Origin of the sequence: Salegentibacter sp. T436, assembly GCF_001932675.1 — a bacterium.
GTDB classification, from domain to species: Bacteria; Bacteroidota; Bacteroidia; order Flavobacteriales; family Flavobacteriaceae; genus Salegentibacter; species Salegentibacter agarivorans.
In genome coordinates, this window is record NZ_CP012872.1 from 67,192 (window position 1) to 86,229 (window position 19,038).

General features: G+C 38.6%; 19 protein-coding genes. 1 reads left to right on the plus strand and 18 read right to left on the minus strand.

What is annotated here, in order from left to right; translation table 11 throughout:
* Nucleotides 1-2 precede the first annotated feature (2 nt).
* From moaCB to AO058_RS00295, 15 genes are all read right to left on the minus strand, one after another.
* Nucleotides 3-917, minus strand: a complete 915-nt coding sequence (gene moaCB / locus AO058_RS00225) for a bifunctional molybdenum cofactor biosynthesis protein MoaC/MoaB (RefSeq protein ID WP_075324689.1) — start codon at nucleotides 915-917, stop codon at nucleotides 3-5.
* Nucleotides 918-933: 16 nt separating this feature from the next.
* Entirely contained in the window at nucleotides 934-1,374 is a 441-nt protein-coding gene (locus tag AO058_RS00230; protein WP_075327830.1) for a molybdenum cofactor biosynthesis protein MoaE, read from the minus strand.
* On the minus strand, nucleotides 1,364-2,464 hold the full coding sequence (locus AO058_RS00235) for a HesA/MoeB/ThiF family protein (protein ID WP_075324690.1): 1,101 nt from the start codon (nucleotides 2,462-2,464) through the stop codon (nucleotides 1,364-1,366). The genes AO058_RS00230 and AO058_RS00235 overlap by 11 nt, the downstream gene beginning before the upstream one ends.
* Nucleotides 2,461-2,697 carry a MoaD/ThiS family protein gene (locus AO058_RS00240; RefSeq protein WP_075324691.1) on the minus strand — a complete coding sequence of 79 codons (237 nt, stop codon included), beginning with the start codon at nucleotides 2,695-2,697 and terminating at the stop codon, nucleotides 2,461-2,463. Before AO058_RS00240 ends, AO058_RS00235 begins: the two co-directional genes overlap by 4 nt.
* A complete protein-coding gene (locus AO058_RS00245; protein ID WP_075324692.1) occupies nucleotides 2,685-3,212 on the minus strand; it encodes a molybdenum cofactor guanylyltransferase in 528 nt (175 codons plus the stop codon). Before AO058_RS00245 ends, AO058_RS00240 begins: the two co-directional genes overlap by 13 nt.
* Before the next feature lie 53 nt (nucleotides 3,213-3,265).
* Nucleotides 3,266-4,003 (minus strand): sulfite exporter TauE/SafE family protein, encoded by a 738-nt coding sequence (locus AO058_RS00250; protein WP_075324693.1) that lies wholly within the window; start codon nucleotides 4,001-4,003, stop codon nucleotides 3,266-3,268.
* Between the two features lie 22 nt (nucleotides 4,004-4,025).
* Entirely contained in the window at nucleotides 4,026-5,204 is a 1,179-nt protein-coding gene (locus tag AO058_RS00255; RefSeq protein ID WP_075324694.1) for a molybdopterin molybdotransferase MoeA, read from the minus strand.
* Complete coding sequence (moaA, locus tag AO058_RS00260; protein ID WP_075324695.1) at nucleotides 5,201-6,181, minus strand: GTP 3',8-cyclase MoaA; 981 nt, start codon at nucleotides 6,179-6,181, stop codon at nucleotides 5,201-5,203. The genes AO058_RS00255 and moaA overlap by 4 nt, the downstream gene beginning before the upstream one ends.
* A complete protein-coding gene (locus AO058_RS00265; RefSeq protein WP_075324696.1) occupies nucleotides 6,162-6,446 on the minus strand; it encodes a DUF6755 family protein in 285 nt (94 codons plus the stop codon). Before AO058_RS00265 ends, moaA begins: the two co-directional genes overlap by 20 nt.
* Complete coding sequence (locus AO058_RS00270; RefSeq protein WP_075324697.1) at nucleotides 6,446-6,973, minus strand: QcrA and Rieske domain-containing protein; 528 nt, start codon at nucleotides 6,971-6,973, stop codon at nucleotides 6,446-6,448. The genes AO058_RS00265 and AO058_RS00270 overlap by 1 nt, the downstream gene beginning before the upstream one ends.
* A gap of 11 nt (nucleotides 6,974-6,984) precedes the next feature.
* Complete coding sequence (locus AO058_RS00275; RefSeq protein ID WP_075324698.1) at nucleotides 6,985-7,554, minus strand: 4Fe-4S dicluster domain-containing protein; 570 nt, start codon at nucleotides 7,552-7,554, stop codon at nucleotides 6,985-6,987.
* A gap of 173 nt (nucleotides 7,555-7,727) precedes the next feature.
* On the minus strand, nucleotides 7,728-9,947 hold the full coding sequence (locus AO058_RS00280) for a molybdopterin oxidoreductase family protein (RefSeq protein WP_075324699.1): 2,220 nt from the start codon (nucleotides 9,945-9,947) through the stop codon (nucleotides 7,728-7,730).
* Between the two features lie 22 nt (nucleotides 9,948-9,969).
* On the minus strand, nucleotides 9,970-11,025 hold the full coding sequence (locus AO058_RS00285) for an MFS transporter (protein WP_075324700.1): 1,056 nt from the start codon (nucleotides 11,023-11,025) through the stop codon (nucleotides 9,970-9,972).
* A gap of 367 nt (nucleotides 11,026-11,392) precedes the next feature.
* Nucleotides 11,393-12,988, minus strand: a complete 1,596-nt coding sequence (locus AO058_RS00290; RefSeq protein WP_075324701.1) for a nitrate/nitrite transporter — start codon at nucleotides 12,986-12,988, stop codon at nucleotides 11,393-11,395.
* Between the two features lie 17 nt (nucleotides 12,989-13,005).
* The gene (locus AO058_RS00295) at nucleotides 13,006-14,502 is read right to left on the minus strand and encodes an MFS transporter (RefSeq protein ID WP_075324702.1); all 1,497 of its coding nucleotides are present in this window, start codon (nucleotides 14,500-14,502) and stop codon (nucleotides 13,006-13,008) included.
* A 364-nt stretch (nucleotides 14,503-14,866) separates the two neighbouring features.
* On the opposite strand from AO058_RS00295, the gene AO058_RS00300 reads away from it, so the two are divergent.
* Complete coding sequence (locus tag AO058_RS00300; protein ID WP_075324703.1) at nucleotides 14,867-16,147, plus strand: chloride channel protein; 1,281 nt, start codon at nucleotides 14,867-14,869, stop codon at nucleotides 16,145-16,147.
* A 79-nt stretch (nucleotides 16,148-16,226) separates the two neighbouring features.
* Here the strand turns inward: AO058_RS00300 and AO058_RS00305 are convergent, their stop codons facing one another.
* The 3 genes from AO058_RS00305 to AO058_RS00315 all read right to left on the minus strand — a co-directional run bounded on the left by AO058_RS00305 (nucleotide 16,227) and on the right by AO058_RS00315 (nucleotide 18,866).
* On the minus strand, nucleotides 16,227-16,688 hold the full coding sequence (locus tag AO058_RS00305) for a hemerythrin domain-containing protein (protein ID WP_075324704.1): 462 nt from the start codon (nucleotides 16,686-16,688) through the stop codon (nucleotides 16,227-16,229).
* Between the two features lie 71 nt (nucleotides 16,689-16,759).
* On the minus strand, nucleotides 16,760-17,224 hold the full coding sequence (locus tag AO058_RS00310; RefSeq protein WP_075324705.1) for a hemerythrin domain-containing protein: 465 nt from the start codon (nucleotides 17,222-17,224) through the stop codon (nucleotides 16,760-16,762).
* Nucleotides 17,225-17,507: 283 nt separating this feature from the next.
* Nucleotides 17,508-18,866, minus strand: coding sequence for a capsule assembly Wzi family protein (locus AO058_RS00315; protein WP_075324706.1), 1,359 nt, complete (start codon nucleotides 18,864-18,866; stop codon nucleotides 17,508-17,510).
* Between the last annotated feature and the right edge of the window lie 172 nt (nucleotides 18,867-19,038).

Here is a 19,038-nt window from a genome sequence, read left to right on the forward strand (position 1 = left end):
TCCTAATCGTGTTTAAAAGCAGCCATCACCCTAAAAATATGCATAATTGCCGGGAAAACTGCATCCATAGATTCTTCAGCACCCTTGGTGGACCCCGGAAGGGCAAGCACAAGGGTGTTTCCAATTAATCCCGACACCGAGCGTGATAACATTGAGTAAGGTGTTCTATCCTGCCCGTAGGCTCTTATAGCTTCCTCAATACCTGGAATAGGACGTTCCAACATTGGCTGAATAGCTTCCGGGGTGACATCGCGCGGAGACAGGCCGGTGCCGCCGGTTAATATCACCAGGCTCACTTTTTTCGCGCATTTTTCTCTTACAAGGTTTTGAATTGTTTCCTTTTCATCTGGAATAATCTGGTAATCTTCTACAGCAACCTGGTAAGCTTCAAGCTTTTTCATAATCACCTTGCCGGCCTTATCATGCTTTTCTCCCGCCGATATAGAATCGGAACACACAATAACCGTAGCTGATATCTGATTTTCCTCTACTACCTTTCGGTAATCTGTTTTTCCACCTTTTTTCTCCAGTAGCTTAATTTTTTCAATACTTATTCCTTTATCAATAGGCTTTAGCATATCGTACATCGTAAGGGCTACCACAGAAGCTGCGTGCATAGCTTCCACTTCCACTCCGGTTTTATAAATGGTATGTACTTCAACATTAATATAAATCTCAAGGTTTTCAATATGGTAAGTAATATTTGTATACTCAACCGGTAAAGGATGGCAATCGGGAATCATATCGCTGGTGCGTTTTGCAGCAAAAAGGCCAGCTGTTTTTGCCATTTCAAACACATCACCTTTTGGGACAGTTTTTTCTTCTACGGCTTTAATCGTATCAGCGCTACTTACCTTAACTACCGCTTGTGCTATTGCTTTACGTAAGGTGTTGCTTTTATGAGTAATATTTACCATTTTTCCTTTTCAGTATTTAAGTATTCACTTTCCAGTTTTCATCGCTGTTTTTCAGCAACTCTTTTCCCCAAACAGGTAACTCATTTTTAATTCGTTCTACCAATTCTTCGCAAGCATCTATTGCCATTTTTCTATGTTTAGAAGAGGTAAATACAAAGAGGCATATTTCGCCTGTTTTCACTTCGCCCAGGCTGTGATAAATATGCATACAGGTTAAATTATATTTTTCAAAAATAGCTTCTCTTATTTCAAATGCTTTTTGAAGCGCCATTTCTTCATAAGCAGTATACTCAATAGCTCTCACTACACTGCCATCTTTTTCATCGGCCCGTACCTGCCCCAAAAAAATAGAATGTGCGCCAATATTGGTTTTGCTACTGTGATTTTGAATAGACTTAGCTATCTTTTCTGAAGAGATAGCTCCGTCTACAAAAATATTTTTAGGTTTACGTGTCATATTCATTAGAATTTAAAGGTGAAGCAGGGTCTAAAATACCTCCTTCTACTGAAAATATTTTCTTTTCGGGAAATTGCTGTTTTAATTCTTTTGCAAGTTGGGAGCTGCGTTGTCCCGATGCACAAAACAAAAGAATATTTTCATAAGCTGATAGCGATTCAGGATTATTCCTTATTTCTCCCATCGGTTTTTTACTTAAATATTCTTTCTCAAAAAATGGTTTTTCTCCGGGTTCCCTGATATCCAAAAGTATACTATTATTCATATTACGCGTCCAGTCCAGGGCTTTTTCCCAGTTTATACCCTCTGCGATTCCGCAGTTGATATTATAGTTTCTGTTCTTAAAATACTTTTCAGATTTCGGTAAATTTTCTCTGCCTTTGGGATTATGCTGAATGGCCACCTCATAAAATGAAGTATTTTTAAGATTAAAAAAAAGTATTTTTCCTGAAAGTACTTTTCCCACTTCCGATAAAATTTTTATTACTTCTGATGCCTGTAAGGTGCCAATAATTCCCGGAAGAACTCCTAAAACCCCGGTTTCAGCACAGTTGGGAATTTGATTTTCACCGGGCGGATTGGGATAAATATCCCGGTAATTTAAAGCAACATCTCCAAAATTAAAAATCATTAATTGGCCCTCATATTTATAAATAGCGCCCATTACCAATGGTTTATTTAGTAAAACGCAGGCATCGTTTACAAGATAGCGGGTTCCAAAATTATCGGTCCCGTCTACTATAACGTCAAATGAAGAAATAATTTCCAGGGCATTATTGGTGTTTAAAAAGTCTGAAAAAACTTCAAAATTTAAATCGGGGTATTTTTGTTTTAGAATTTCGGCAGCAATAGCTGCTTTAGGTTTGCCGGTATGCTGATGTCCAAAAAGGGTTTGTCTATTAAGATTAGACTCACTTATTACATCGCCATCTACGATACCAATAGTTCCAACTCCGGCCGCCGCCAGATGTAATAAAACAGGACACCCTAAGCCACCGGCTCCAACTACAAGAACGCGGGCCCGGGAGAGTTTTTCCTGGCCTTCTTTACCAAAATCTGGTAATATGGTTTGGCGCGAAAATCTACTCATCCTCCAGAAAATGGTGGTAAAAGTGCAATTTCCTCATTTCCTTCAAGCGAAGTATTTTGCTGAATAAGCTGCTGATTTACTGCCAGGGAAAAATCCAGTTCTTTCAAGTCTGGATATTCATTATAAAGGCTATTCAATAATTCTTCAGTATCCTTTTTCTTTGGAAATTCAAATTCCTGCTCAGGCAACTTTTCAGCAATCATTCCAAAAGCTTTCACCGTTAATCCTTCCATTTCTTTTCTGCTTCTTTTCGTTCTGTCTCAGTATTGATATTATTAAATATCTTACCCGATTTCTCGTCCTCGAAAGGTAACAAAACGTGTTGATTTTTCAGAATGAAATCGGTCATTTTTAGTTCTCCTTCAGTGATACTTTTCTTAATTTTTTCCTTTAAAATTACGGGATATACACTAAACAACGGGTTTATTTTCTGATTAGATATTGAGGCAATTATCTGTTCCTTTTCGGCATTATTTAATAACTTTTCAATGGCTTCCGCAGTTATAAAAGGCATATCACAGGCAATAAGTAACACCATTTCTGCCCGGGTATTTTCCATCGCTGTTAGTAAACCTCCCATTGGTCCTTTATCAACAATAACATCATTATAAACCGGTAATTTAAACTTTTTATAAGCCGAATTATTAGCGATTATTTTTGTGGGGATTTTCAAAAGTTTCAATTCACGTAGCACGTGGGCTATCATTGGTTCTTTATTTAGAGAAACCAGGCCTTTATCCCGGCCCATTCGGCTGCTTTTGCCACCGGCGAGTACAAATGCTTCTATGTTTAAATAATTTTTCAGAAAAAGATTAATTTAAGTGCTGCGCCGGCCAGAACAAATGTCAAAAGGTGTTTTACCAGTTTTACATTGAATCTTAAAGCGCCAAAATAACTACCCAAAATTCCCCCAAGCACAGCTGGCGGAATAAGGATCCAGAGCGATTTGTTATCTATTAGATTAAAGCCTGTGGTTCCCAGGTAACCGGCCACCGAATTCACAAAAATGAATAAGGCACTTAATGCTGCCGTCTGCCTTATATTAGTCCATCCCAACATAAGCAATAGTGGCGAAAGGAGAATTCCCCCGCCAATTCCTATAAGTCCGGAAAAGAAACCTATAAGAATCCCAATAAATGGAGGCATCCATATTTTATCTCTCAGAATTGTTTTATCATTCTTCGGAAAAACACCCAGAAAATTCAATACCGGAAACAGTAAAAGTACACCCAGAATATTTTTATAAATCGAGGATTCCACCACTACCAATCCGCCTATGAAAGCGGCAGGGACTGAAAAAACTACAAGCTGTAAAAACAGGTTGTTAGGAAATTCACAAGATCTGCGATGGTTCATAAAAGCAATAAAGGAAACTGCCATGTTGAGCAAAAGGGCGGTTGGCCTAATTTCTTCAGGTGCAAAACCGGCAAGGGCGAGAATCATAAGATAACTGCTGGCCCCACCATGTCCTACCGAAGAATAAAAAAAAGCTGCTACCGGTAACAGCACAAACAAATATGGTAGAAATTCGCTTTGCATTTATCAAAACTTATAAATAATCTTAAAGGTCGTAAACTTTTACTTTTGTTCCTGCGGTCACTACCGAATTTTCTGCGGGTAATTCTAATAGACATTCTGCCGTAGCAAAAGCTTGCAGATTAAAAGATTGCTGACCTTTTAAAAGTTCTACTTTGTCGCCATTTTTTTTGCCCTTCATAAAGTGAGTAAATCCAGTTTTTTTCGGGATGTCTTCAGAAATTTCCAGGTTGTGATCTGCTTCCCATATGGCGGTTTTTCCCAGCCAAAAATTAATGCTCGGTCTAACATATTGAATAAAACAACTGTGAACCGAAGCCGGATTTCCCGGTAAGGCAAAAATTAATTTTTTATCTTTTTTTCCTGCAAACATTGGCTTTCCGGGGCGCTGTTTTATCTTATAAAAAAGTTCTTTAACCTTAGCGGTATTTAAGCACTCTTTTACAAAATCGTAATCTCCCACTGAAATCCCGCCACTTAAAAGAAGAATATCATTTTCAGAAAGTGCTAAGTCGATAATTTTTTGAAGGCTATCTTTATCATCCTCGGCTTTGTAACTCTTAATTTTCCTTACACCACTTTCTTTTAAAAGTGCTTCAAGCATAGGCCCGTTAGAATTATAAATTTCTCCTTCTTTTAAAGGTGTCCCGGGTTCTTTCAATTCGTTCCCTGTAACAATAAAACCAACTTTTGGAGGAGAAAAAACCTTAACCTGTGCAACCCCTACCGAGGCGAGTAAGCCTATTTGACCCGCACCTATAACCTGGCCTTTTTCAAGGATTAGAGAGTTCTTTTTAGATTGCGAACCTTTTAGCCTCACATTGCTACCGGTAGAGATTTTATCTCCACTATAAGAGATTTTCCCTTCTTCAATTGTTTCTATCAATTCCTGTGGAATTACAGTATTGGTTCCTTTAGGAATTTTTGCACCCGTAAAAATACGAGCAGCTTTACCTGGTGCAATATTTATTTCTGAAGTATCTCCTGCCTGAATTATATTTGTAACTTCCCAGTTTCGGTTAGTTTCCTCAAAATTCATCGCATAGCCGTCCATTGCTGAATTATCAAAGGAAGGAACATCAATGGGAGAGTAAATATCTTCAGCAAGTATTAAGCCCAGGCATTCACCAAGGCTTTTTTCTATAATTTGTCCTTTTTCTGAATTTTCAGAAAGAATTGTTTTAGCCTGTTTTACTGATATCATCCGCCAATTCTAATCATACTTCGATTCTCCAGTTGAGTGGTCTCGGTGTCTTTATACGATTTATTAAACTGGCCTCCCATCACTGCATGTTTCTTTAAAACCGATAACCTAATGAGTGGCTCAATATCTTTGCCTTTTCGGAGGGTGCCCAATAGATCCATTTCATCTTTACCAAAGAGGCAATTCTTCATTTTTCCATCGGCTGTAATTCGCATACGGTTACAATCGCCGCAAAAATGCTCGGTCATAGTAGTGATAAAAGCAAAAGTACCTTCGTGACCAATAGCCTTATACTTTTTAGCTGTGGCGTGGGGTTTGTCTTTCAACTTCACCATATCATATTCGGCTTCTGCCCATTGTAGCATTTGAGTTGCTGTAATCACTTTTTTACTATTCCAGTGATTTCCTTCAAAAGGCATAAATTCTATCATGCGAACGTGTAAAGGCAAATCCCTGGTTATTTCAACAAAATCCAGGATTTCTTTTTCAATTACCCCTTCAATCGCGACCGCATTAATCTTAACCCTAAACCCTTCCTTCAGCAATAATTGAATATTTCGCCATACCAAATCAAACTGATCTCTCTTAGTGATCCTTTTAAAAGTTTCGGCATTTAAAGTGTCAAGGCTAACATTTACCGCGCGTATTCCGGCAGCTTTAAAGTCGTCTATAAACTTATGTACAAGTACAGCGTTGGTGGTAAGGCTTATTTCTACCGGAAGTTTGGAGAGCCGGGATAAAATTTCCCTGAATTCTTTTCGCACAAGAGGTTCTCCTCCTGTGAGCCTTATTTTATTAACTCCCAGGTTTACAAATTTGGTTGCAATTTTTTCAATCTCATCAACCTGCATGAGATGTTTATTTGGTAAGCATTGTATGTTCTCATCGGGCATACAATACTGGCAACGAAAATTGCAGCTATCTGTAAGCGAAATTCTTAAATAATCATGTATTCTTTTATGGTTGTCTACTAACATCCACTCGGGGTTTATTGTTTGGTTTCTTTTTTAAGGGTTCGGGTAAATACCGCAGTACCCAAAAAGAAGCTAAGGCCATTAATAGCGATCCTACAAACGTAGTAATTGCAAAGAACAAATTACCTTCTAATGCATTATTAAGCGCACCAAATAAAAACCATATTTGTATACTTACAAACAGGATTTGCAATAGAATAATACCGGTCATAATGGTATTAGTCTTATTGGGATGTGCTTCGTTTTGCGATGTTCTAAAATCACTCATTACAATATATTTTGATCCTCATTTTCTTCTTTTACATATACTTTCCCTTCTTTTACCACCACTTCTAATTGAGGTAATGGTCTTGGAGGTGGCCCTTGCAATACCTCACCGGTATCTGCACTAAACCAACCGTTATGGCAGGGACATTCTATTTTATTCTCGTCTTTACGATATCTTACCGCACAGGTAAGGTGGGTACATTTTTGTTCAAAAGCACGCCATTCGTTTTCTTTTAAGTGAATGAGAATATAAGGAATTTTTTTGGCTCCATGAATTTCAAACTGAAACATTTCACCTACTCCAACTTCATCTTCATTAACTACAAAATGTTCCCCTTCCAGCTTTTCTGCCGGAAAAGCCATTGCCTTAATTACAATAAAACCATTGCTTAAGGCAAAAGCGCCTGATAATAAACCGAGAAATTTTGCAAATTCCCTTCTACTTACGTGCGTACCACGCCTGGTTTCTATAGGGAAATCACTTTTCCAACTTGGTTCCCTTTCAGAATTTGAATCTTCCTTTGCCATAGTATTTTAAGTTATGGGATAATTAACTGATGTGTACCCTTAGGCATCATCACATTTACTTTTGTATTTACTTCCTGCTGTCCAAAAAGGAAAGAATTTACAGGCTCGCTGTCTGGCCTCATTCTTTCTATTTCTTCTTTAGTACCAAAGAAAAGCGCCTGACTTGGGCATACGGTAGCACACATTGGCTTTTTACCCGCACTGGTCCTGTCGTAACACATATTACATTTCATCATAAGTTCGGCTTCTTCCATTTTCTTTGGAACTCCAAACGGGCAGGCAAGAACGCAGTTTGAACAACCTATACATCTTGAAGTGTTTGCAGAGTGTACAACTCCAAACTCGTCCTGATGTATGGCATCTGCCGGACAAACATTTGCACAGGTAGGATCTTCACAATGCATACAAACCTGTACGGTAGTTTGCGGGCTTTTCTCCCTATCTACATAATTCACGTGAATCATACTTTCCTGGCCATTCGTTTCACATTCAGCACAAGCCATTTCACAGGCATGACAACCAATACAACGTTGCATGTCTACGAAAAAGGCCATTTCCTGATCATAATTTGTTTCCGGCATAATTGTTTGTTTTAAAGGTTAAGTTTTTAATTTCTTTCTCTGTTTTATGTTTTCTAATTTGAATTAAAATTACTAGCCACGAACATTATAAAATGCTATCCGGGACGGCTGCTTCTGTATTTTCAAATTTCCACTCTCTCCTCTTTTCTGTTGATTCTTATCTCTTATTTCTCCTACAATGAACTTTGGTATGCAGTATCAGTAAGATGTTGTGATCCTTTTTGCCCGGTTTTTTCCAACTGGCAGGCGCAAACCTTAAATTCAGGAATCTTAGAAACCGGGTCTAAATTATCTATAGTTAGTTGGTTGGCTGAATGTTTTCCTCCCCAGTGATAAGGGATAAATACCGTATCTTCTCTAATGGTTTCTACCACGTGTGCCGGGAATTCTGCTTCACCTCTTCTGGTTTTCACTTTGATTAGATCGTGATTTTCTATTCCATACTGAAAAGCAAGTTTTGGATGTATTTCCAGCAATGGTTCAGGGTATTGATCTATTAACTTTCCAATTCTTCTTGTAGAAGAACCGCTTAAATATTGGGAAACTACCCTACCCGTAGTTAATACTACCGGGAATTCTTTATTTGGCATTTCTGAAGCCGGACGATAACTTACAGGATTAAAATGAGCTTTTTGATCTGCGGTTGCAAACTTCTTATCTTCCCACAACCTTGGAGTTCCCGGGTCATCTAAAGTTTTACAAGGCCAGAATATTCCCATATTGTCCACCACTTTTTGATAAGTTATTCCGTAATAATCGGCTGTACCCCCTTTTGAAGCCACTCTTAATTCGTTGAAAATATCCTCACTGGTAGCAAAATTGAATTTATCCTTTTCTCCCAGCCGGGCTGCTAATTCCATAATAATTTCCCCGTCCCTTCTTGTGTTTTTAGGCGGAGTAATAGCTTCATTAATTTTCACAACCCGCCCTTCAGCAGTAGTTACTGTTCCTTCTTCTTCTTCGTGCAGGGATCCAGCCATCACAATATCGGCGTGACGAGCTGTTTCACTCAGAAAAGTATCTATACAAACATAGAATTCGAGTTTTTCCAGGGCTTCGCGTACAAAATTGTTATTTGGAAGTGAAACTAAAGGATTAAAACAAATAGAGATCATCCCCTTAATTTCTCCACGATGAATTGCTTCAATTTGTTCGTAAGCAGATAAACCTTTACCCGGCATATCTTTTTCATCTATACCCCAAACTTCTGAAATATATTTACGGTGTTCGGGATTTGTAATGTCCCGGTTACCGGGCAATTGATCACATTTATGCCCGTGTTCTCTACCACCCTGCCCGTTACCCTGGCCGGTGATGGTTCCGTAACCGCAGTATGGTCTTCCAATTCTTCCAGAAGCCAATACTATATTGATACAGCTTAAAACATTCTCTACTCCCTTGGTATGGTGCTCAATACCACGGGCGTGTAAAAGGAAGCTGGTATTTGCTTTTCCCCACATTTCAGCGGCCTGGTAAATTAAATCTTTAGAAATTCCGGTGTGCTCTTCAGCCCAGTCCAGGTCATAATCTTTTACAGCATCAATCGTATCCTGGAAACCGGTGGTATGGTTATCGATAAAGTCATGGTCTAACCAGTCGTTATCTACCATAATTTTTAAAATAGCTCCAAAAAGTGCTGAATCACCTCCCGGCCTTACCGGTAAATGAAGGTCTGCAGTTCTTGCAAGCGGAATCATTCTTGGATCTACCACAATAAGTTTGGCGCCATTATCCCTGGCCTGCCATATATAATGCGTTAAGGTTGGGAAAGTTTCACTTACGTTTGCCCCGGCAATAAGAATTACTTCGGCATGTTTAAGATCTGCCCAACTATTGGAAGTCCTGTCAAGTCCAAAAGCTTTCTTGTTTCCGCCCCCGGCGCTTACCATACAGAGGCGGCCGTTATAATCAAGATTGGCTGTTTTTAAAGCTACCCTGGCAAACTTGCCAATCATATAACTTTTTTCATTGGTAAGCGACACCCCAGAGAGCATCGCAAAAGCATCTTTGCCGTATTTCTCCTGTATTCTTTTTATTTCATTAACGGTTCTGCCCATGGCATGCTCCCAGTCTACAGGTTTAAACCCTTTTCCTTCCACCCTTTCTACAGGATCCATAAGCCTGTCTGGATGGTTGTTCTGCATATAACGCATAACCCCTTTTGGGCATAAGCGCCCCTCATTAAAAGGAAATTCTTCCCAGGGCTCAAAACCGGCAATTTTATTGTCCTTTACTTTTAATTTTATTCCGCATTGCATACCGCAATAACAGCAATGAGTTTTCACTAACTTATCTGGTTCCTTATTCCCCTGGAATCCTGTTTTGGGAGCGTAGGCCTTATGCGGGCCGTGCTTTTCTATAATTTTATCTACTGAAACGGGAAGTTTTGCCATTTTCTTTTTCTTTTTCTGTTTTTTAACCGAATAATTTTCCGCCTTCCTTTCTCGCTTTTAAATGCGCTGTAGCTAAAGCTGAACGTTTACCTTCCGGACTAAGGTCCATATGATTTCTTCCACCTTCCTTGTCATAATTAAAACCAAGCTCTTTAGATACATTTTTAAGATCGTCTATATGAGTTTGGGTGGCAAACTCTTTTCCGGTATGAGGGCAGGTGGCCATACCTCTCCGTTTACCTTCGGTTTTATAAAGATTTGCTCCTAGTTGCGCCAAACGCTGGTAGATATGAAAAAATTTACCGAAAGGCAACCATACCAGGAATAGTACAACGGTAATCGCGTGGGTTACCGCCATAAATTGATAGGTTTTCCCTTCTAAAAAGGTATAATCGTAAGAAATACCCAAACCGGTAACCGAAATAGCGATTAAAAGAATTAAGGGCAACCAGTCATTTTCAAAACTTTGGGTGGCGATTAATCCTCCATCGGTAAATCTTCTCTTCATCATCATAATTGCACCAATGGTAACCAAAACCGAACACCAAACCAGGCCGTGAAAAGCAATAAATGCAAGCGGAGAGCCAAGACTAAATGAACCGGCTTCAAATCCGAATAATAAGGCGTAATAGGTAGTTTCATCACCGGGTTTAAGTACAAAATGGATCCAGCCAAAAGTTAAAGGAACTGTGATGGCAAAAGCTAATAAGCAACCCGTTGCCAACATAAAATGCCCAAACCATCGAGTTCTGCTTCTGTAGGCGATGAATCTTTGAAAAAGAATATTTCTAAAGAATAATTTTGTTGAACGCCATAAGTATGGAAAAAAGTATTTGCTAAACAAAAACTGCATACTTCGGCGCCAGTAAAGTTTTGTTGGTGGCCTTTGAATCCAAACTGAATACCTGTAAGCAATTCCAAAAATTGCAAACACAGTACCTATTAAATATGCAATTAATGCAGGGTCAAAGTTTTGAAGATTTCTTGAACCAATTAGCACCAAAGCAATGGTAAGTACCGCTGCGATAGTTGCTTTTATTAAGGCCAGCCGGTTTAAGGTTTTAAAAAGTCTGAACATAGGTATGTAGGCTTTAACAATTCTTAAAATTGAGGGTGTTATAAATATATAGATTTTGAGAAGCTTTATTCAAGCATATTTCGTTAATTCCAAATAATTTAAACTCAGTCTAAATTATTACAGGTTCTACAATTTTGATTTTCAGTTATTAAGAATAAAGTGTGAAATTTTTAGAAATTATTTGATTTTCGGAAGACGAAATTGAGGAATACTGGGAGAGCAAAATATGATATATATCAGGTTTTTGTTTTAACTTCTTATTTAGAGCCAGCCCATATAAAGATATAACTGAAACTGAAGGATTTGAAAAAACCTCCCCGACCTGTGGGCCGAAGAGGTTTTATATCTTAAGGAAATTTTGAAATGATTAGCATTCAATTCCAGATCCAGCCCTGTCATAATACCACCAGTTAAGTACCAGGCAAATAACATAATACACGCCAAATCCGTAAAGAGCAAATTCTGGTGTTCCCATTTGAATTTGTTCTCCAAATACCTGTGGAATTATAAAAGCACCATACGCTGCAATGGCTGAAGTCCAACCAAGTACCGGGCCGGCTTTTTCTTTACTAAAAATGTAAGGTATACTTCTAAAAGTAGAGCCGTTACCTATTCCCGTGGTTACAAATAATACCATAAAAGAAGTAAAAAAAGGCCACCAGTAAGCTTCTGGGGTTGCACTGTCCCTGGCCTGAATTACAAAATATGCTACAGCCAAAGTGGCGATAACCGTTACCAAAGTACTATAGGTTGTTACCCTGGAACCACTATTAATTTTATCAGACAACCAACCGCCAACAGGTCTTACAATTGCTCCCAGCATTGGACCAATAAAAACCCAGGTAAGGAAATCGGGCGCATTTGGATTTACATACTGCGGATTGGCAGGATCTGTATACACAAAGATATCCTGACAAAGTTTAGGAAACGCAGCTGAAAATCCTATAAAAGAACCAAAAGTCATGGTATATATAATAGTCATGATCCAGTTATGCTTATCGTTAAGAATAGAAAACTGTTTGTTAAGGCTCTGCTTAATATCGCCGGGACTCAGATATTTCATGAGCAGCAGTGTAAGTATTACCACCACAGGTAACACAAGCCACATATTAATCTCAAGCCCTACCAGTAAATAAGAACCTACCGCGGCAGCCACCAGGCCAATGCCCACCATAAAAAGCGTTTTTGCAATTCCCTGAAAAGTAGTGGGAAGTTTAGGAGTACCGGTAATAACATTGTTCATTCCAAAGTATGCGGCTACGGCAGCAATCACAATAGGAATCCATATCCACCCGGCATTTTGGAGACCGGCAAGAGGTTGGTCTTCTACAACTTCCCCTCCACTTCCAACTGCAGAAAAAAGAAAGATTCCTATAACAAAGGGAATCATTTTTTGCATAATCCCAACGCCGAGATTTCCTATTCCTGCATTTAGTCCAAGAGAAGTTCCCTGGATTCTTTTCGGGAAGAAATAACTAATATTACTCATAGAAGAGGCAAAATTTCCTCCTCCAAAGCCCGATAAAAGAGCAAGTATAGCAAAGGTTAGGTATGGTGTACTTTGATCTGAAAGCGCATATCCCACTCCAAAAGCAGGTATCAACAAAAGCGTTGTTGTAGTAAACACCACGTTACGACCTCCTCCCAGTGCAATAAGAAAAGAATTAGGAATTCTAAGGGTTGCGCCGGCGAGACCGGCTATTGCCGGTAAGGTGTAATAAAGATTATTGATTACGGCCAGTTGTTCTTTTACCATTGCTTCAGACATTTCTGGAGTAATCATTCCAAAATGAAAATTAAATTCTTTCATTTTGGTAGTAATAATACTCCACATCATCCACACCGCGAACGAGAGTAATAATGCCGGAATAGAAAGCCACAGGTTTCTATAGGCTACTTTTTTACCTTTTTTCTCCCAAAAATCGGGATCTTCAACATTCCACTCATCAAGGTTAGTATTCATAGTATTCAGGGTTTAGTCTATTTTTTATCATTTTTAGCTTCAATTTGGCGCATCAGTTTTGGCTGTTCTTTATGCATCATTTTTTGAATAGTTCTATGCATCCACCAAAGACAAATTACCGAGAGTACAAGGGTAAACATCCAGGCGCTCGTCCATAGTCCCGAGCCGTCTAATAAATATCCGAAGATAATAGGGCACACAAATCCACCTAAACCACCCAGTACTCCAACCATTCCTCCTACGACCCCTACTTCATCTGGAAAATATTCAGGGATATGTTTATAAACTGCTGCTTTTCCTACACCCCAGATACTTCCTAAAATGATAACAAGGAAAGTAAATACCCAAACATTGGCTTCAAAGAATATCTTGGTTTCTCCGCTGGCCAGTAATTCCTTTTTCTTTACCTGTTGCCCTTCTTCTACCACCGGCTCCTGCCAGGTTTCTTTCTTCGGAAATACAAAAGCACCTTCGGCTTCTTCAAAATCTGTCTCATTTTTAGGAATTACATCATACTTAATTCCGGCCACGGTAATTTTTGATTCCGAAACTTCAGTAACCTCCCCGGCCTGTTTGGCCATTATTCCGTTTCCGGGTGAGTAAATTTCCATTTTGGGAAAAATCAGCAAAAAGCTAATTGCAAGAGAAGTTCCTAAAACCCAGTACATCACTTTACGGGCGCCCCATTTATCTGACATCCAACCGCCTAGCGCTCTAATAATTCCTGAAGGAAAACTAAAGGCTGCTGCCAGTATCCCGGCTGTCACTAAAGGGAGATAATAGACGTTTACATAATAAGGCACCAGCCATTGCGAAAATGCTACAAAACACCCAAAAACCAGGAAGTAATACAAGCCAAAACGCCAAACCCGAATACTTTTAAGAGGCTGCATAAGTTTTTTTATTGTTCGCTGAGTTTCCGGTTTTTTATTTTTGGCAAAGACCACAAAAATAATTGCCATAACAACCAGAATGGCAGCATAGATCACGGGAAGAATTCTCCATTGCTCCATATCTGCCCCGTTGTTGGTTAAATTCTGAAGAATTGTGGGTGCAAATAATGTGGTTAATGCTGCTCCTGCATTTCCGGCACCAAAAATACCAAGCGCTCTGCCCTGCCAGTCTTTTTCGTACCAAACTGAAGTATATGCAATACCAACGGCAAAACCAGCCCCTGTAAGACCATAACCAAAACTACACAAGGCAAATCCTAGGAAAGAATCTACATATTGTAGTAAAAACATAGGAATTGCACTAACCAGTAATAAGCCACCAAAAACCCATTTTCCGCCAAATTTATCGGTCATTATTCCTAAGGGCAATCTAAAGAGCGAACCAGTAAGTACCGGTATCCCCAGAAGCCATCCAATTTGAACCGAACTCCAGTCATAAGCGCCATTATCTACGAGAAAGGTTACGGTAACCCCGTTAAACATCCAAACTGCGAAACAAATGGTGAATGCCAGGGTATTTAAAAAGAGCATTCTATGTGAAGTAGAAGAAGGTTTACCCATATTTATTAGACCTATTATTATTTTATCAATTATATAATCTTAAAAAGAGAATATTCTTTATTTTTTAATTTACTGGGTGCAAACTTCAAAATTTGGCATCCTGTAAAAAATGATCATAGTCATTAATTTGAAAACTTTCCAAAACATAAAATCATCAACACCAGGCCTCTTCACATTTTTAGAAGTATAAATTCTAAGAATTAATTTTTCCAAATTCTTTCTTCCCTACCAAGATAAAAATTTTAAATAGCTTAGAAAAAACAGAGATTTGTAAAAGGATACTTATAAAACTATTATAGTTTAGCCGAAAATTCTGAAAAAGGCCTATTAAAAGATAGACAAACTATTTAAACCGGATTAAAAAGTGAAAATAAAGACTAAAAGAAAATTAATCAGGTCGCTAGATGTGCTGGACAAACCCTTAAGGTTTAATCCATTTGTTTTTAGCCGAAATTTCTTCTTATGGGCACTGCTTGGGGTTGTGGGTGGTTTAATTTCTGGCGTATACTGGATTGCCCTGGAAATGGTGATGCACGGACTGGCTTTTTTCGAAGGTTGGCAGGTAATACCAACTATGGCTTTGGCAGGTTTACTGGCCGGTTTAATTATACATCTTATTGGAGACCCGGGAGAAATTCAGCTAATTGTAAATAATATTAGGTTTAATAAAGGAAAACTGGATCCAAAAAACAATCTTTCCATGGTCCTGTCTTCTTTGCTGTGTGTGGGAGCTGGAGGAAGCTTAGGCCCTGAGGCACCCCTGGTACAGGTAACCGGATCTACCGGAAGCTGGCTGGGAAAAATGTTAAGACTAAAAGGAGAAGAATTACGATCTCTAAGTATTGCGGGAATGGCTTCTGGTTTTACCGCGCTTTTTGGCGCTCCCCTGGGTGGCAGTCTTTTTTCATTAGAAATTTTGCATCACAAACATGCTGCAGCATATTATAAAGCAATTATGCCCGCTTTTGTGGCCAGTTGCTTTAGCTATATCATCTTTGCGCTTATTATCCATCTTGGGATAGGACCAATCTGGGATCTACCATCCTATATTATGGAAGATAAATTCGATTTTGCTTATGCGGTGCTCTTTGCAGTAGTGGCAACGTTTTTTGGTTGGGTTTTTATTTTCTGTACAAAGTTTCTAAAATCGGTTTTTTATAAGCTGAATTTTCCAATATATTATAAAACTTTAATCGGCGGAATCATTCTCGGAATTATAGCATTTTATTTCCCGATAACCCGATATTTTGGACATCACGAAATAAATAATCTTTTACTAACCGACTTTGATTTAGAGTTTCTTGTAGCTATACTTCTGGTTAAGATCCTTGCCATTGCGATTACGGTTACTTCGGGTTGGCGAGGCGGATTTATTATCCCCCTATTCTTTGTAGGTGCAAGCCTGGGATTAATTATTCACCAGCTTTTCCCATCTACTAACCTTTCTTTAGCAGTTGTTACCAGTATGGCTGCTATAAATGCCTGTGTAACCAGAACCCCAATGAGTACCACTATTTTACTCGCAACTTTAACCGGATTTGGATATTTTATCCCCATTCTTTTTGCCAGTTTAACGGGATATTTTCTGGCGCCAAGAATTCCTTTTATCTCATCGCAGGGAGATAAAGAGAATGCAGTTAAATAAAAAATATAAAGCTTATGTACCGGATTACACCCCTTAATTGCCGGCCACCCCGGACTATATTTTATTTAAAAGGAAATCCTTAAGCCCAAAACGGATCTTTCCAGTTTTCTTCTGAAAAAGATAAGCTCTGATGCTGCTTTTCGAGTTCTGCCAGCTCTTTTTTATCGCTAATCTCTTTGAACAGAATACGTTCTTCAAAACGTATGTGTGCAGCCAGTTCCTCTTCCAGTAAATTGAGTACTTTTTCATCGGCACAGCCACAACTTAACAACTTTCTAATGCGCCGGTGATTCGCAAGCGCTCTTTTTACTCTTAAGTTATAACCAAGCCTGGGGAAAATATATTTTTCTTCAATTTCAAAATGGGGCTCCAGGTAATGTGTTTGAAACCAGTTGGTATACGCTCTTATTCGTTCCAATTCAACATCGTTCTTCAAACCTTCCCGAATTCTGGAACATACCTGCAATGCATGATGATGTTCTTCTAATACCAGATTTAACTTTGAAGATTTTTTTGCTGAAGAATTAAGCCTTGTACCCATTATATTTTTTTTGCCCACTTCTGCGGAAATCGATTCTTGTTATAATCTGAAACTTGATAATTAAAATTGAATTAATTTTCCCAAAAGTGATCCTGCCAGTCGTCATCAGAGAATTGGATTCCATTATGATGCTTTTCAATATATGCCAGTTGTTCAGCTGAAGCAACTTCTTGAATTTCATTAAAAAGAACACGTTCTTCAAACCTAATATGGCTATCCAGTTCTTCTTCAATATTATTTAGAGCAATCTCAACTTCAGTGTCCTGCGAAAACAATCGTTTTAACCGGCGATGTTCCTTCAAAGCTCGTTTAACAAGTTCATGCTCATTGCCCAATACAGGAAATATATGTTCTTCTTCGGCTTCAAAATGCGGATCGAGATAATGAATTTTAAACCATTCGGTATAAGCTTTTATTCGTGCAACCTCCACCTCTTTTTTTACGCCCTGTCTTATTTTCCAGCACAACAATAAGCCGTGATGATGTTCCCTGCTAAGAGGTTTAAGAGCTTCATGTCGCTTAATTGGCTTCTTCATAGTTTCTATTTTTATATTTCCTATAAATCCAGTGAAAAATATTGAATTTATAAGAGTTCAAATTTGCCCAATTATCTACTCAAAATTTATGAGTCGAATCATATTGTTTTTTTAAGATAGGTATTGTTGAATGACTTACCTTCCTTTTCAGCCTAAAAAAAAAAACCCCTTGATTGCTCAAGGGGTTTTAAGTGTATTGCGCGTAATAAGTATAATTTAAAATCACATCGTTTTTAGCACGGATTCTTATTAAATTATTCTTTCTAAAAGTTATTTCAACAGCTTAAAATTCTTTTCTCAAATTAATTCCTGCTCCGTAAAGAGGTTCATCCATATTGCTTAGTTCAACTCCAAGCTGAACATTCAACTGCACAAAAGATTGTAAAACTTTAATATCAAATAATCCCGCCAAAATATCCCGGTTAGGGGTATAATACCTACCGTACCTACCTTCGTTATGAGAAAAACTCAGTAGCAACTTCCAAGGATAACTCACAAAGTAATTGGAGAAATTTCCGGAAATTCCCAGGTGATGTACACCAAACTTACTATTTACTACCTGGTCTAATTCTTCATCGTAGGTAAAAAAGGGAAGTCCTATAATTCTACGTTCATAAGTAAAACCGGAATGATAGGTTAAGAAATTATTGAGGTAATTATCGGCCCCATGAGGAGATCCGGCATTGATACTTTGGTTTCGGGTATAGAAAAATTCATATAAAATACCATTAACCAGTCTTTGGTTATCTTCAAAATCCAGAAAAAATCCATATCTCCCATCGGGAAAATTCGCAAACCGGCTACCCGAGCCATCCTCAAACATATGATTGTAGATAAAACTTAATTCAAGTTCCCGATTAATCTTTTTGCTAATTTCCAATTCATAGGTACCTAAATGATTGCCCAATACATTCGCCTGGTCACCTCCCACAGCATTCTCCCCACCTTCCCTTCCGGAAATCACTTTTATATAATCTAAAAACCCGTCGGGTTGTGGTCCTGACTTGGGGGAATCCCCTGCCCACTGTGCAAAATGCCGCACGCCTAATTTAAGCTGAAAATCGGGATTAGGTTGGTATACAAAATTGATGCTTTTATGATGCAATCTCGCTCCTTTTACAAAACGATCATCGCCCATTAAATATTCACTCCAGCTGGCTTCAAAACCATAGGCTGACTCCGGAGTAAAGAAAATCGTACGATTTGTTGATAAAGATACTCCCGGCATTGGCCTGGCGTTTAAGGACCATAACATATTTTCATTAGTAGCACTTAAACCTTCATACAACTCTTTTTCCTGCCTACGACCAATTACGGCTTCAAGCCAATCGTTGTTATAGGCAGCATAGATCTCATCCAGGAAAATTTCATCACTTATTCCATCCTGGTATAAGATCCCGGCGCCAATCTCTAAAGAATTTCCATTACGGAATTCATTAAACGTTCTTCCCGAAATCCACCCGGAAAGATGAGTGTCTTCTGAAATTCGACCTCTTTGGTTACTATACATCCAAAAAGGTAATCGCTGTAATTCGCCATCGTGAAGATAAGCGTTTAAATTTACAGAACCTTCAAAATCCCATTGCGCATGACTGCTGAAGGATATAAAACAAAAAAGGCTTAAAAAAAATAATTTTTTCATTGATTGATTAAGTCTGGTTTTGAGAGAAACGAGATTAAAATTAAAATAATGGCTATTTTCAGGTGGCTGTAAGCAGTTTCAGGTGACAGGAAAACTCCTATCAAAAGATTGGCGCGCTCCTGCGTCGCTTGCAATGACGTTACGGTTCAGTTTCCGGTAAGCAGTTTCAGTT